The organism is Pedobacter sp. FW305-3-2-15-E-R2A2 (assembly GCF_038446955.1).
Taxonomy (GTDB): domain Bacteria; phylum Bacteroidota; class Bacteroidia; order Sphingobacteriales; family Sphingobacteriaceae; genus Pedobacter.
In genome coordinates this window covers 3,340,036-3,355,165 of sequence record NZ_CP151803.1, presented here as the reverse complement: position 1 = coordinate 3,355,165, position 15,130 = coordinate 3,340,036, and the positions used below count along the sequence as shown (strand labels likewise).

The window sequence follows — 15,130 nt, the reverse complement described above, 5'->3', positions numbered from 1 at the left end:
TTCGGCATTGTTTAGAATTTCAGGGTCAGCATGCCATAGATATTCCTTCCGGGTCTTAACACTGAACCCCAATCTAAATGCTCTGCATATGCCCTATTAAATAGATTTTCAATACCTGCTGAAAAGTTCAGCTGATACCGCTTCATTACAAAACTGTAACCCGACCTTACATTGAATATGGTATACCCTTGGGTTTCTTTTTCGCCGAAATCCAGATTGACCTGACTCTGCCGGAGACTGATTTCATTTTCTGCCTGCAGAAATACATTCCGATGCAGGAAACGCAGGCTGGTGATCGTTTTTATCGGAGTGATCAGGGGCAGCGGATTATGTTGATGGTCTTCGCCATGCAGCCATTTCCAGGTATTGTTGAGGATAAAATGACGATGGAAAAACTGGTAATTAAAACTAGATTCCGCACCAAATAATCTTGCGGAAGGAATGTTTTTATAAGCGCGAACTCCTGCAGCTCCGGTCGTCATTACGCTTAATTCCGGTTGGGTTTTCCCCATGATGTAATGCTGTACCAGGCTGCCAAAGGCAGTTAATTTCCAGGATAAATCCGGTGTTGCAAACAACAGGTTTAACTCCCCATTCCAGGCCTGTTCATTCTTTAGCAATGGATTTCCGACATAATCGTGGTTGTCCATCCGGTTAAACAGATAGAAGCCAAATCGTTCAGAGGTGGTCGGCGATCTTTCATTCAGCCCTCCGCTCAAATACACGGTAAAAAGTGGGCTCAAAAACCGGGTATAGCTGACATTCACATTTTTCAGGACACGGTTAAGAGGCTGATGTACATCATAACCTAAAACCGCAAACTGGTTTTGCCCCATCTGATCTGCGAGTTTTGAAGATGCGATTTCCATACGTAATTTAAGATCCAGCCGACTTTTGCCATTCAGGAAAATTCCATCCTCTAAAAAGAGCCCTGCTACGGCCTGATGATTTTCGGGCCATGTTTTCATATACATTGGTGCCCCTCCCTGAGGATACATCGTCATATCCGCTTTAACTGCATTGTAATAAAAGTCTGTTTTTAACCTTAACACGTGTTTTCCCAGGGCCTTGAGCCGAAACTGAACAAATGCGCCCAAGGTATGGCTTTGCCCGGGCATATCCATGTGCATTGTTACCGCCGGTCTTCGGGTATCGTCCATCGCATGGCGAACGGAGTTTGCATAGACTTTTGCTTCCATCTCCTGCACTAAACCAGGATGCTCCTTCAACTCATAGCTAAGTGAAGCGATTCTGGCTTTTGCATAACCTACATCCATCGGTAATGCTGGAAAACCAATATTCCATCCATCATCCAATAGGAAATCGGCTTTAATCAGGCTGTTTTTATGGATCAGATATTTCCCTGAAACACTGGCATTCACCTTTTCATATTGGGAGAAAGCAATCTTTTGGCCGAGGCCATCCTGATAATCACTGGCTTTTCTATACACCCCACTTACCCTTATGGCCCAGCTTTTTGCACTGTAGTTCATGGCTAGTACATTCTGTACCGCAGCAGCAGCAGCATAATATCCGGAAGCCATACTTCCGCTAAGCCTGACGTTGGAGTCAATGACGGCGTCAGCGAGTTTCAGATTTAGCGTGCCACCTACCGTAGCCCCCATGCTCATTCCCTCCCCGCCGTTCCTGACTTCTATACTTTTCAGGTTAACAGGTTCCGTATAAATGGTAGCGGGGTCCATTTTATCAGTACAGGCACCAAAGATCTTCATCCCGTCGATGACCACATTCACTTGTCCGCCTGAAAAGCCTCTGAGTACAGGTTCCATACCTATCGGTCCACGTTTAATTAAACTCAAGCCCTCTACCTTAGCCAGGATATCGTCTATGCCAGAAAGCATAGACGATTGATAAAAGGCTGTTCGAGGATGTTTACTTTTCCGGCTCGTATGGATCTGAACTTCTTTTAACGCCAGTTCCCTGATTACGCTATCCTGTTTGGTCTGAGCGATCGCCAGTGATCCTGAAAGGAGTAGAAAGACAAGCGGAACAGATTTAAAATAAGTGTCCATCTGCTTAAAATGTAAGGTCAAAAAATGTATTTAGGTTTTGTCCTGCTTTAGTCAGGCCGAAGTTGATCCTCCATTCGCCTGTCATGGTAAAATTTACCTTTCCTTTATAACGTCCGTTTTTAGTAACCACTGGATTGATGTTATTGGGAGAACCATGCCCCATAGCCGGCATTTCCGGTGTCATAGCCACTAAATAATCATCTACAGGAAGAAAGGTCATCTTATCCTGCTGGCGATGAATGCTCAGTTCCACCTCATTGATTCCAATTTTCGGAGGGACAGGAAAAAAGCAGGAAACAACCAGTTTAGTCCCATCGGCAGTGCTGATCATTTTTACCCTCGCCGGCAGGGAGGCTTTCACATCGATTGGCAACAAGGCTATTGCAGAACGATCTTGTCCTTCTTTTTTAACCGTAACCTTAAAGGACCATTTACTTTGACCAACAGTACCAGGCATGGTAAAAACTGCAGCGCAGGGAAACAATGTATTTTCAGCGACGTTGCTTTCGGGTTGATAACAAGGTGCGGCATGAGACATTTGCATGCCATTCATATCCATGTCCATTACAGGCAGGACCGCTATTGCTGCATTTGTGATCGATCGATTGGAAAGGGAATCATAAAGTGCCAGGAACAATTTATGATATCCTGTGGTTATGCTCGTCTGCGACCAGAGCTCTACTCTCGTGGCCGCACCTAAGGCATAACCTTCTGAGACTTTTATTAACCCTTCTTTAGGGTCAGTAGAAATTGTGGTATTCGAATCTTTTTTACAGGCTGCAAAGACAGTCAGCAAAAAGGCAATAGTATATAGCTTTTTCATACGGATTTGAGATAAAATAAAGGCAATAGGCATCCCTTTGCCCTTGTGAGACATGATGAATCCTTTTCAGGAGGATAATAAATTAGCGCTACTGAGAAATCACACCAAAGGAGGATGAAAGATATGATCAGAAATTGTGTGTGTATAATTTAAGAGAAAAAGGGTATTCCCTTTACAGAGCGGGATGGTTTCGACAACAACATCTTCGGCAACAACGGTAAGAAACAATGGGATGTCCAACTGCTTTTCGACGACATTGCCACTCTTTTCTGTGTTTTCCGCATGGGCGAGGCTTTTTTTCAAAACGCATTTACCTTCACAATGCATTGCTGGCCGGTTTTTGTTTTCACACAGTTCCTTGCTGATGTATGCTTTATTCAATTGATACATCGTAATCAGCCCCAACGTGGCCATACATTGAAAGCCTAAAGACAATATTAACACGATGCTTATGATCTTTTTCATCCTTTAGATAGCTCGGAGATTATAGGGATAAAAGTAAGTAATCAACAAATGCTGATTAATGATACAGGTGGATTAAAAAACTGATCGTGATCAGGAATTTCTTCAAATCCTGGTGGGTATTCGGCATATAATAGCGAATCCTATCCGGGATTGGGCAGGGAAATGTTATGTAACTTGCAGTATTGGAACTGTTCCCGGTTATACCCGCTCTGACCAGGCTTTATATTCGGTCTATACTCGGTGCAGCCCCGCTTGGAAGCGTGTAAAAGGCGGGTAAGCAAGCAGTATAGATCGGGTAAAGATCCAATGAATTGCAACTTAGATAAAAAGAAGAGATGGCAAAGATTACAAAAGGATTGTTAGGTGGTTTCAGCGGAAAAGTTGGTACCGTTGTTGGTTATACCTTATATGGCATAGACCGGATGAGGAGTTTACCAGATCGAACGGCTCCGCCCACCGCGAACGAATTAAAAAACAGGAGCCGGTTTAAACTGGTACAGGAGGTAGTAAACTGCATTAAAGATCTGGTGAAGGTTGGTTTTAAAGACTATTGGACGGTTAGCGGGGGCACCCGTGCTGCGCTTTCCTATAACCGGCGGTTTGCGCTTAAAACAAATGAAGAAGGCGACTATATCGATCCTGCTGAATTTAAAATCAGTGGCGGAACACTTCCTGGTTTAACGACTCCGGTTGTGGTACAGGAAAGAGAAGATCTGCTCCGTTTTAACTGGAAAGTGGTCGCTATTGATGGTGGTTCGCCTTATGATCAGGTGATGCTTTTGGCCATAGATATGGAGGACCGGAAGGCAGTTTATCAGTGTACCGGTAATTTCAGAAGTTCAGGAACAGATGTGCTCCAGCTTCCCGAAGAGCTGAAAGGAAAGGAAGTAGACCTTTACATTGCGGTAGTGGCTAAAGACAGGTGCAGTCAGTCGGAGAGCCAGTATTTAGGACGTTTAAGACGGCAGGAAGGACCAGAATTGCAGGAAAAGCCAGAACTACAGAAAGAAACAGGACTACCAGAAAAACCAAGGCTACAGATCGTACAATTGCCCAGCCATGTCCGCCTTCCGGAAATAAGGCTATCATCAACGATCAATTTATCTTTGTGTACCGGCGTCCCCTTTTCTACCCATGTTGTTCCGAGCCGTTCGGTGATGATGCACCGCATCAGGAAAGACAAAGATGGTAATTTATGGTTTACGGAAATGATGGCAGACAGGTTGGGAACGATTCCTTTGTAAAAGCGGCTACAACAACTACCATTTTGGATACATTCCTGAAAGGTAAACGATGGAATTTTGTAATCAAATCAGAAAAGAAAATGAAAACAATATTCATCACAGGAGCCTCAACAGGTTTGGGAAAAGCAGCGGCAAAATTATTTGCGGCCAAAGGTTGGAAAGTAATCGCTACCATGCGCAAGCCTCAGGACGAAAAAGAGTTGAACCTGATAGACAACATCAGCCTGTTGCCATTGGATGTCACCAACCTTGCTCAGATTGAAGCCAGCACAAAGGAAGCCATTGCTTCAGGCGATATCGATGTGGTCTTTAACAATGCAGGTTATGGATTGATGGGCCCTTTGGAATCGACCAGCGATGCGCAGCTGGTTCGTCAGCTGGACACCAATATTTTAGGAGTGATCCGGGTTACACAAGCCTTCATTCCTTATTTCAGAGCAAGACAAGCGGGACTGTTCATCTCTACCACCTCTATCGGCGGTTTGATCACTTTCCCTTTCAGTTCGGTCTACCATGCCACAAAATGGGCATTGGAAGGCTGGAGTGAAAGCATGGCCTTTGAGCTAAAGAAAATTGGTGTGGGCATCAAGACCGTTTCACCCGGTGGGATAAAAACAGATTTTTTAAGTCGCTCTGCTGAAATGTCTACCCATCCGGTTTATGAAAAATGGCTGGCACAACTGTTTGCAGGATTTGACGAAAATCATTTTACTTCAGCAGAACAAATTGCGGAAGTAGTCTACGAAGCCGCCACAGACGGTAAAGATCAACTCAGGTATGTTGCCGGTGAAGATGCAAAAGCACTCTATGCACAACGCCTCGAGTTGGGCGACGAGGCCTTCAGAAAACAGATGGAACAGACCTTTTTAGGAAATTAAACTGCTTATCTTTATCAGGTGAAAAGAGAAGAACACATTCCATATCAGTTCAATTCGATATCAGAATTACACCGGGTGCTGGGCTTACCAAAGCCTCTGCACCCCCTGGTAAGCCTGGTTGACAATACTGCGATTGCCGTAGATAAAGATCAATTGCCCGGCTCTTTTCTACTTAATTTTTATAAGATCTCTTATAAAAAGGGGCTTAACGGAAAAATAAGATATGGGCAAAGCTATTATGATTTTGATGAAGGTGGGATGGTCTTTACCTCACCCAATCAATTGCTGGCCACCACCGATGATACTGAATATTTAGGTCATACCTTACTCATTCATCCTGACTTTATCAGAAACTATCCTTTGGGAAAAACGATTAAGAACTTCGGTTTCTTTTCCTATGATACCAACGAGGCGCTTCACTTGTCTGACAAAGAAAAAACGATCATCATTGCCGTCTTCAAAAATATTGAAGATGAATTGCAGTCTGCCATAGACGAATACAGCCAGGATGTTATTGTTACACAAATCGAGTTGCTGCTAAATTATAGCAACCGCTTTTATAAGCGTCAGTTCATTACCCGGAAAGCGGTCAATAATGATGTATTGAGCGCATTAGAAAACCTGTTAAACAACTATTTCAACCATAAAACAGCATTGCTCAATGGCTTGCCGACGGTACAATACCTGGCCGGTCAGCTCCATGTTTCCTCCCGTTATTTAAGCGATATGCTCCGTTCCCTGATCGGTCAAAATGCACAGCAATACATCCACCATCAACTCATTGAAAAGGCCAAAGAAATTTTATCCACCAGCAATCTATCGGTTGCAGAAGTGGCCTATCAATTGGGCTTTGAACATCCGCAGTCTTTCAATAAACTGTTCAAAAGAAAAACCAATGTATCTCCTTTAGCATTCCGGCAGTCCTTTCAATAATCTTCAGTTCCTGCCTGATTTTGCTAATTTCCTCTTATACCACGGAAAATCCTTTAAGATGGAATCCGTCATCAGCTCCTGACGGGCCAAAGTAGTTTTCATTTGTTTCAGCGCATAGTCCGAGATCTGCCATCCCAATGGAAGCACAGGCCAGACATCTAAATACTTTTCAAGCTTTGGCCTGATCGAATAATATCCCCAGTTGTTGGTTTTAGCCATATACCTGTTGGTCGAATCTGACTTAATCGTATTGCCGTTTATGCTGTTGAGAATACCCAGAGCCGGGGCAAAAATCTGATTTATATTTTTAATCCGTTCACAGGAATCAATGCTCTCAAAACCGTTAGGCAGAGAAAGAATATTGACCTTAACCTCCAGGTGCCCATATTTCTCCCCGCTTTTAGCTTTCATCTCTTTAAAGACCCGGTTAAAAACCCTTATTGCCTGAAGAGAAGTCTCTCCTCCTGAGTTTTCTATTGTCCCTCCATCGGTAAACTGATGTCTTTCATCAAATTTACCTGTCGAACTGACATAGGGAAACCTTGCACTCAGAAGGGCCGCAGTACTTAAACTCAAATCCTGTCCTTCCGGAATTAAATCCCTGATAAACAAGGCTCCTGGAAAATCCATAGCACTGAGTTTCAAGGGGCTGACAATTCCTTTGAATCCCGTATTCACATCATAAGTATTGGAAAAAAGAAGCGGAACATTCATCGCAGGATCAAGCCAGCCCTCCCCAAGAGTCCTGCTATAATTGATGCCAAAGCGCTTCTTCAGGAAGCACTCCCATCCTATCTCCTGTATTCTTGACCGGTCAGCAATGCCATGCAAACCGAATGCGCTCATGAAGGCATCACGGCCAAATATGCCTACGATATTCCCGGTAAGGTAATCGTGCTCGTAGATCTTGCTGGATTGCTCAGGATAAAACACTTTTCCAAGATCTGGTTGAGTCCGGTCCATTCGGGCTGCACAAAGCAGGGAGAGACCAACTGTGCCTCCTGAAGACCCTGAATAGGAAAAGACATAATGTTGGAAATCGTTGAATGAGCTGTTCTCATTTTTCTTTCTGCCAAGAAGTTTCTGATCAAGTTTCCCGATCACCATGGTTGTCCAGGCTGTTGCGCGGATCCCTCCTCCATGTGCGTTAACAAAGAACACCGGATAAGGCTGATTAAAATCCTGGTTAAATTGTGTAATCTCTCCGGAACGACTTTCAATCCATTTCTCCACGTAGGTACTCAGTGAATCCGGATTGGATTTACCACTGACCGTATAGATTTTATGAAAATCTGTGATCCAGGAAAAAGAGATGACAAAGCCTAGCAGCAGCAGAAATGTAATGAGCTGAATTCCCTTCTTCTTCCCGATAATGAGTAAAAAGGAAAAGATAAGTACATACGTGATGAGCGCGGCTATAACGACCGGAAGTGAAAAAAAACGATCCTGACGAATGAAAAAGAACAATACCGACTGAAAGTTAAAGGCCAGAAAAAGAACCAAAACAATCAGGCTTACTCCAATTACAATCCGACCGATCTTAACCTCTTTAAGAAAATTCATTTTTCTTCTATAAGTTACGGTCAGCAGAAAACCAAAAGAAAGCAAATAAAAGCCAATCGAGAGGTACGCTAAATACTTGGGGGTTTGATTATTTCCTACAAAAAATCCCAATAGAATGATATAGAAAAGGATCAGAATTATACTAATCCAGTATCTTTTGGCCAGGAAGGTTTGACCCGACATATAGACCTCATCAAGTCCGTTGAAACGCAATAGGTTAGTATAAAACAGAATAAAAGCCAGAAAAAGAACCGTGACGGGGATACTTTGTAACAGATATGGAATGTGATAAGCCTCCATGGTATATAGTATCCCGGTTGCCGGAACCAGAAATGTAATCGTCCCAAGTAGCCTTGCATAATCCAGTTTAACTTTATCCCCGGCTTCAGCATCGAGCCGTTCCGATGTCTCAGGTGTCGATTTATGATAAATTTTAGGCAGGTACCAATTGAGCGCTGCTAAAATGCTAATCAGGATATAAAATATGATGGTTCCTTGTCGGGAAGTATTTATGGTAACTAAAAGATCCTGTCCCTGATCACTAAATCTCAAAAGCGCATACAGTACAAAGAGCACAATCAGAACGATCCTGTAAGTCCAGGTCAGACCGATAAAAAATTTCAGCATAGCTGAACCTGATTTTAACCATGCCATTATCATTTTGTACAGATCAGCCTTCCATGCAAACCGCCAGATGGCCAGGATCAGCAGTGCAAACTTGATTACTGCAGGAACAAATACCATCCAGGCATGAGCAGAAACATTTGCTACATAGGGCTCCTGCAGATGCGGTCTGATCACCCTCAGCAATTGAAAATTCTCTATCATATCCATCAATCCCGCAAGGAGAACCATTCCCGTCAAATAAAGCCAGAGCCTACTTTTCCCTGCCGCGGGATTCATTGGGTTCCGGGCGAGATATCTCCAGAACATCAGAGACAAAAATCCCACATAGAAGAAGATAAAACCAAAATCAGCCAGTGTCTGCTGATAAGCAACCTTTAGTCCGTTTATTTTAGTTGGCCGGATCTCATGAATCTGCTGATCAGCAGATTGCTCAAGCTGGTAGAAATAGGACTTTTTCCAATCCCCGAGGATGGAATCCTGAAGCGCATCCTGAGCAGTAAGTTCCAGGCTATATATTCCGGCCTTGGCATGAGGGGTCTTCAATAGAAAACTATTTTTACTCGTCATACTGGAAGTCAACAGTAATCCTATGAGCAAAAAATAAAACACAAGTCTATAATAATGCATAACAAATGATTTTGAAGGTCAACTAGCACATCGAATATCCTCATTATCACACCTCCCAACAATCCCTCAAAAGAGTGATTATTAATCAATTGATGATCAGCGAATGCAAATATTTATTTATATTTATCTTCCACCATAATTTAACGCATGAGTTCTCATCAAAACCTAACCCCGGGTGAACTATACCTATTGGCCGGTTACCCTGATAAATCAAAAATGAATGCTATTGGATTATTCCAGCCCGATTCCATTCCAAAATACCTGGATGCAAAGATCAACCCGGGTTACTCTTGTATTTTTAACTGGAGCACGATGCAGTACGTTTTCATAAGCGCTTCTGTTAAGAATATCCTGGGCTATAACAGAGAAATATTTATGGAGAAAGGCTTTGGTTTTACGCTCAGTATTATTCATTCGCAAGATGTTCAAAAGCTAAGAGCCGTGCATAGTGCCATTTTCAACTACTACTACAACGTGCCGTCGGCACAACGGGATAAACTTAGATTTAGTTACAATCTCAGACTGAAGACTACCGCCAATGATTATATTCACATTTTAAGGCAGAGTACATTTATGGAGTTTACCGAGGATGGAAAGCCAGCAATAGAGTATGTCAACTGCACCGACATTACGGGTTTTCAATATGACCAGACTATTAATCTCAGCATCCATAGGTTATTGAAATCGGGAACTTATCAGCTTTGCTATGAACAAAAATTCTCCGAAACTTTAGTTAAGCTCTCTGACAGAGAAAAGCAGGTATTGGAACTCGTAAGATTAGGGCATACCACAAAGGAGATTGCTTCCCGGATGAATTTAGCTATTGAAACCGTAAAAAGTCATCGAAAGCACATTATCGCTAAAACGGGGGCTTGTAATATGACCGATGCGATCAACAGGGTCGTCACATCGCATGTGGTCATATCTTAAGCATTTATCCGTTTATACGCCAAGGCTCCAGCCCTGACGGTATTCGCGTTTTACAAACTGATTTACTTCGTCAAAATTACTTACCCTGAGATTCTGTTTGTCCCAAAGCAACTTAATGTCTCTTCCTGGATAGTCAAAACCATTGCCATCGGCTTTAGTTCTCCTTACATCAGTTCCTCTAATCGCTAAATTTGCAATTAAAAGTGTTTCTGTAAGCGGACCTGCAGTTTCGAATGGTGAACTCAGGTTTATTTTGCCATAACCTGCAATCGCTGCTTCTGCCCATTGGGTATAATGGCCATCAACACCCCCTGGTACCAGAGGAGTTTTCTTTTTGGTCCGGTCTTCTGCATTGCGGGATAATGGCAATAATCTTGGATTAGCACCATACACATCACACATCATTTTTCCTTTCGTTCCAACGAACAGTACTCCATTTGCACCAAAAGCTTCGTTTGCCTCCAGTTCTTCCGGACGCTCAGGTTTAATTCCCCCATCCATCCAATGCAGTTCCAGGTTACCTTTTGTTTTTTTCGTCTTCTCAAAAGTCATGATCACATGACTTGAGGGAGGACAGCTATCAGGAAAATATCCTCTTTGAAATTCATCTACATAAATACTTCCAACACTGCACTGTACATCTATTGGTGTGTCCAGCCCCAATATTCTAAAAGGCGGTTCGACAAGGTGACAGCCCATATCGCCAATGGCACCTGTACCATAATCCCACCAGCCTCTCCAGTTAAAAGGAACCATTTTATCGATGTAAGGCTTGTAAGGAGCACAACCCAACCACAAGTCCCAATCCAGTTCTGGCGGAATCGCAGCAGCCGTAGAAGGCCACAAAATTCCCTGAGGCCATACCGGACGGTCTGTCCAGCAATAGACCGTTTCCACCTTACCGATCAGACCGGCGTCGCACCAATCCTGCAGCTGTCTCACACCATCGCCCGAAGCCCCCTGGTTCCCCATTTGGGTAACTACCTGATAACGCTTTGCCGCTTCTGTCAGCTTGCGTGCTTCGAAAATATCATGGGTTAAAGGCTTTTGAACATACACATGTTTCCCAAGTTGCATCGCCGCCATGGCAATCATCGCATGGGTATGGTCTGGTGTGGAGATGACTACACCATCAATATTTTTGGCTTCCTTATCCAGCATCTGCCGGTAATCTTTATAGTATTTTGCTTTAGGGAAACGCTTAACCGATCCTGCGGCTCTTCTATCATCTACATCACACAGAAAGGCAATATCAGATTTACCACCACTATAGACTCTTTCCAGGTCACTCTCTCCTTTCCCACCTACGCCAACACCAGCAACCATAAGGCGGTCGCTGGGGGCTAAAAATCCTTTACCGCCCAATACATGGCGGGGTACAATCATAAATCCTGCCGCTGCCAGTGCGGTTGTTTTAATAAAGTTTCTTCTTGAACTATTTGCCGCTGAATCTTTATGCTCTTCAGTCATTTTTATATTCTTTTGTATTACGATATTACCAATATTTTTTGTCGCCCTTGCGGGCTTTTTGTTTGCCTGTGTCCGGATTTATTTTCTTTTGCTCAGGTCTTTGATTCTGATGTTCCTGAACTGTACCGGGGAACCATGACCCAGGAAGCCAATATGGCCACTGTTACGCATTAATCCAGGATGAGGCTGACCATCGGCTGCACCATTTTTTCTGGCCTCAGTAATGTCGGCATCAAGAATCACTGTTCCATTCAGGATCACTTTAATTTTAGGACCTTTGACAATTACCTCTTCATAATTCCATTCTCCTACAGGTTTTAAAAATCCTCTTTTTGCAGGGATGGTACCATAGATAGAACCGTGGTATTGGTAAATATGCAGGTCTTTATAGATCGGTGCTTCACTATCCAGGATCTGTAATTCCATCCCCTGATAAGCAGCATCTCCTTCTAAAGGAGCCCTGATCCCTAAACCATTGTTCGCACCCGGTGTCAGTTGAAACTCAAAACGGTACACGAAATCGCTAAACTCTTCTTTGGTAAATAAGTTACCACCAGAACCTTTTCCTGGTTTCGGACGAATGGCAATGTTTCCATCTTCGATCACATAATCAGTGGTATTACCCATCCAGTTGTGCATATTGGTTCCATCAAAAAGCACTTTATAACCTTCTTTTTTCTCCTGTGCAGTCAATTCAAAAGGTTTCACACGTGGAAGTTCCCTGATATACAGATCGCGATAAGCTACCGGAGAACCATGCGCCTGCAGCTCAATCTGCTCTTCTGCAAAGATCGCCATGTTCTTATCCCAATAATTTTCAAGGATCACATTGTCTGTTACCAGCACACCGTTTAAATAAACCGTCACGCGGTCGCCTTTCATCAAAATACGGAAGGTATTCCATTCATCCAGTTTATTGTCAGCAACCGTCAGTGGTTTGCTTTCGTTCACCTGATTGTTATACAAACCGCCTGAACCTACCTGGGCACCTACTTTTATACGTGCATTGTCCCAGATCTGAACCTGTGGTGTACCACGAAGATAGATCCCTGCATCCCCTTCTCCTTTTTTATCATCGATGATTTTCCAGTCTACCAGCATTTCAAAATCGCCATATTTTTTGGCCGTAACCAGGTTGTCGCCATGACTTGCAAACTGTAATTCTCCGTTTGCCACCTTCCAGCTGTCTAAAGCTTTTGCATCTGCCTTTTTCTGTTCAGCCTCCAATGTTTTGGCATCCATTTTTGAGCGTTTAATTGGGTCCGCAACAAGACCTTTCCATCCCGTCAGATCCGTTCCATTAAACATCGATACGAAACCCGCTCCTGCTTTCATTTCAGCAATATATTTGCGCATTCCTTCTTTTTGATAACCGCTATCACCACCGGTGATCACCGCGATTGTTTTATTCAGCAAGCCTTTAACCAGCTCCCCGTTATACTCGCCAGCCATTGTGATGTTCATGACTGCATTTGCTGCCGCCTGTTGTAAAGCAGCGTCATCTAAATATTTACCTGCAAAAACGATCGCATTAAAACATTTAGCTTGTTCAGTAGCCTTTAAGATCTGATTTTTCTGTTCCGCAGTTTGTGCCACTGCCATTGCATTGCGCAGCAGCAACAATTTCTGTTCTGCAGGAGCCGTACTTTCTTTTACGGCACGCAAATAACCATTAATCGCGGTATTCAGGAAAGCCGGATTTTTGGTCTCACGGGCAATTTTGATCAATGTTGCTGCAGCAGTTCCATCGGTCCAGGCAGATAAAGCCTCTAAAGCCACTTGTTGAGTTTGCTCATTACCGGAAGCATAGCCATCAGACACGGCTTTTAAGGACTGCTCGCCACCTAAATTTGCAAGAACTTTATAATATAATAGTTTCTTATTTTCGGGAGCAGTATTCATTTGCTGCAATACCGCGTCTACCTGTGCTGTTTGATCACCAGGGCCATTTACTGCGGCTATAATTGCTGCTTGTACTGCCAGTTCCTGCGTTCCGGAATTTTCATTCAGTAAAGTAAACAACTTCGGCAAATCGCCATTTACCACCACCGCACTTAAAGCAGTATATGCGGCTTGTTGTACCTGCGGATTTTTACTTTTCATTTGCGCATAAACCGCATTCAATTGGCTATTTGCAGCACGTGAGGCAAGGATATTGATCAATGCAATCTGTACCTCCGGTTTTGCATTGGGAATGGCAGCGGCAACTTTTGCCGGAATGTCATTGCCTTTCATTCGGTCGATCACTCCGGAAACAGCAGCAATATCGGTAGCATCACCTTTGCTCATTACCTGTAGTAAATCGCCAAGAACCTGTTCCTGGCCAATATTTGTAGCCGCATTGATGGCCGCCAGTTTAACTTTTTGATTTTTACTCTTCAATAATTTTAATATTGCAGGCAAAGCTTCCTTCGCATTGCTTTCGCCAAGCATATAGACAAGATCAGCTTTCGCCTCCTCATCAACCTGTCCCAGCTTTTTAACCCATGCCCCTGTTGAAGCAGCCGTTACATACGGAACAGCGAACTTTAAGGCTGTAGCACGATACAATGCATTTTTGTCGCCGGCAGCATCCAGCAGAAGCTGTTGATTGCCTTCTTTATTTGCCTCCACCAAAAGCTTTAAAGCAGAAGTGCGAACACGTACCTGCTCATCAGCAGCAGTTTTAGACATTAGTTTTTTTCCAATTTGTTCTGCAAGGGCAGTATTTCCATTTTCCAACAACTGTTTTGCATAGATCAGATAATCGGCGGTCGCATTGGTACTTTCAAATTGATAACCACTTTTTTCGGCCGCTGCAGCAAGTACATTTTCCGAAGAAGGATCTGCAATGTAAGCAAGTGCATATAATGCAACCTTGGTGGTATTGGCATCATTACTTACCGCCAGGGCATTAATCGCCGGAGCAGCATCCTTAAAACGGCTATCACCTAAAGCTTCGATGATGGAAAGTTTTGCCGCGCCATTTGCCTGGCTCAGGGCGTTTAACAATGTTGTTTTTGAGGCAACAGTATTGATTTTAACCAAAGCTCTTCCTGCCGGATCTGCCAATAGAGGATCTGCTAAAAAACCTTGTAAACAAGGAATCGCATCCTCTTTACCCACAAGCTCCAGCTGGCTGATGATAAATGATTTATTTTGCGGATCAGTAAGCTTTGGTAAAGCTTTGCAATAGGCAGCAACGGCCATTTTTCGCCAGTTTTCCTGTCCGGTCTGGGTAACATACGCAGAGAAACCGCCAATTGCATATTCCAATAGCGAGTTATTTCCCTTGCCTGGCGCAGTAAGTCCGGTAATGAGTGTGATATAGCCCTCTTCTCCCAGCCGAGCGATGTCGTTGATGTTATTTTTCAGCAGTCCTGCATCCTTTGCGGGCATTTGGGCGAGCAAATCAGCAATGCGCGTCGTTACCGTACGTTGGTCTTTTTTCTCCTGTGCCTGTGCTACATTTTGCAGCATGATTACCGCTAGCAGGATAAAGAATATCTTTCTTATCATTATGATATGTGTAAAATGTTAATCTGAATTGTAGTTAAA

Annotated in this window: 10 protein-coding genes; 4 read left to right on the top strand and 6 right to left on the bottom strand. The window is 43.5% G+C overall.

The annotated features are described in order from the left end of the window. Positions 1-11 precede the first annotated feature (11 nt). From AAFF35_RS13265 to AAFF35_RS13255, 3 genes are all read right to left on the bottom strand, one after another. Positions 12-2,033, bottom strand: coding sequence for a TonB-dependent receptor (locus AAFF35_RS13265; RefSeq protein WP_342332996.1), 2,022 nt, complete (start codon positions 2,031-2,033; stop codon positions 12-14). Positions 2,034-2,037: 4 nt separating this feature from the next. Then, positions 2,038-2,856 (bottom strand): FixH family protein, encoded by an 819-nt coding sequence (locus AAFF35_RS13260; RefSeq protein WP_342332995.1) that lies wholly within the window; start codon positions 2,854-2,856, stop codon positions 2,038-2,040. A gap of 99 nt (positions 2,857-2,955) precedes the next feature. After that, positions 2,956-3,321 carry a hypothetical protein gene (locus AAFF35_RS13255; RefSeq protein WP_342332994.1) on the bottom strand — a complete coding sequence of 122 codons (366 nt, stop codon included), beginning with the start codon at positions 3,319-3,321 and terminating at the stop codon, positions 2,956-2,958. Between the two features lie 335 nt (positions 3,322-3,656). On the opposite strand from AAFF35_RS13255, the gene AAFF35_RS13250 reads away from it, so the two are divergent. The 3 genes from AAFF35_RS13250 to AAFF35_RS13240 are packed head-to-tail and all read left to right on the top strand — an operon-like array spanning position 3,657 to position 6,376. Further along, a complete protein-coding gene (locus tag AAFF35_RS13250; RefSeq protein ID WP_342332993.1) occupies positions 3,657-4,565 on the top strand; it encodes a DUF6266 family protein in 909 nt (302 codons plus the stop codon). Beyond that, the gene (locus tag AAFF35_RS13245; RefSeq protein WP_342332992.1) at positions 4,517-5,443 is read left to right on the top strand and encodes an SDR family oxidoreductase; all 927 of its coding nucleotides are present in this window, start codon (positions 4,517-4,519) and stop codon (positions 5,441-5,443) included. The genes AAFF35_RS13250 and AAFF35_RS13245 overlap by 49 nt, the downstream gene beginning before the upstream one ends. Before the next feature lie 18 nt (positions 5,444-5,461). After that, entirely contained in the window at positions 5,462-6,376 is a 915-nt protein-coding gene (locus tag AAFF35_RS13240; RefSeq protein WP_342332991.1) for a helix-turn-helix transcriptional regulator, read from the top strand. Between the two features lie 3 nt (positions 6,377-6,379). On the opposite strand, the gene AAFF35_RS13235 is transcribed toward AAFF35_RS13240, so the two are convergent. After that, positions 6,380-9,193 (bottom strand): hypothetical protein, encoded by a 2,814-nt coding sequence (locus tag AAFF35_RS13235; protein WP_342332990.1) that lies wholly within the window; start codon positions 9,191-9,193, stop codon positions 6,380-6,382. Positions 9,194-9,340: 147 nt separating this feature from the next. Here AAFF35_RS13235 and AAFF35_RS13230 point away from each other — a divergent pair, with 147 nt between their 5' ends. Next, complete coding sequence (locus AAFF35_RS13230; RefSeq protein WP_342332989.1) at positions 9,341-10,123, top strand: LuxR C-terminal-related transcriptional regulator; 783 nt, start codon at positions 9,341-9,343, stop codon at positions 10,121-10,123. A 12-nt stretch (positions 10,124-10,135) separates the two neighbouring features. On the opposite strand, the gene AAFF35_RS13225 is transcribed toward AAFF35_RS13230, so the two are convergent. After that, positions 10,136-11,593, bottom strand: coding sequence for a Gfo/Idh/MocA family oxidoreductase (locus AAFF35_RS13225; RefSeq protein ID WP_342332988.1), 1,458 nt, complete (start codon positions 11,591-11,593; stop codon positions 10,136-10,138). A 78-nt stretch (positions 11,594-11,671) separates the two neighbouring features. Beyond that, positions 11,672-15,091: a family 16 glycoside hydrolase gene (locus tag AAFF35_RS13220; RefSeq protein ID WP_342332987.1), complete on the bottom strand. Its 3,420-nt coding sequence runs from the start codon at positions 15,089-15,091 to the stop codon at positions 11,672-11,674. Positions 15,092-15,130 lie beyond the last annotated feature (39 nt).

Bases quoted from the DNA above. Each gene is read 5' to 3' on its own strand.
- AAFF35_RS13265 (WP_342332996.1), bottom strand. From the start codon at position 2,033: ATGGACACTTATTTTAAATCTGTTCCGCTTGTCTTTCTACTCCTTTCA.
- AAFF35_RS13260 (WP_342332995.1), bottom strand. From the start codon at position 2,856: ATGAAAAAGCTATATACTATTGCCTTTTTGCTGACTGTCTTTGCAGCC.
- AAFF35_RS13255 (WP_342332994.1), bottom strand. From the start codon at position 3,321: ATGAAAAAGATCATAAGCATCGTGTTAATATTGTCTTTAGGCTTTCAA.
- AAFF35_RS13250 (WP_342332993.1), top strand. From the start codon at position 3,657: ATGGCAAAGATTACAAAAGGATTGTTAGGTGGTTTCAGCGGAAAAGTT.
- AAFF35_RS13245 (WP_342332992.1), top strand. From the start codon at position 4,517: ATGGTTTACGGAAATGATGGCAGACAGGTTGGGAACGATTCCTTTGTA.
- AAFF35_RS13235 (WP_342332990.1), bottom strand. From the start codon at position 9,193: ATGCATTATTATAGACTTGTGTTTTATTTTTTGCTCATAGGATTACTG.
- AAFF35_RS13230 (WP_342332989.1), top strand. From the start codon at position 9,341: ATGAGTTCTCATCAAAACCTAACCCCGGGTGAACTATACCTATTGGCC.
- AAFF35_RS13225 (WP_342332988.1), bottom strand. From the start codon at position 11,593: ATGACTGAAGAGCATAAAGATTCAGCGGCAAATAGTTCAAGAAGAAAC.
- AAFF35_RS13220 (WP_342332987.1), bottom strand. From the start codon at position 15,091: ATGATAAGAAAGATATTCTTTATCCTGCTAGCGGTAATCATGCTGCAA.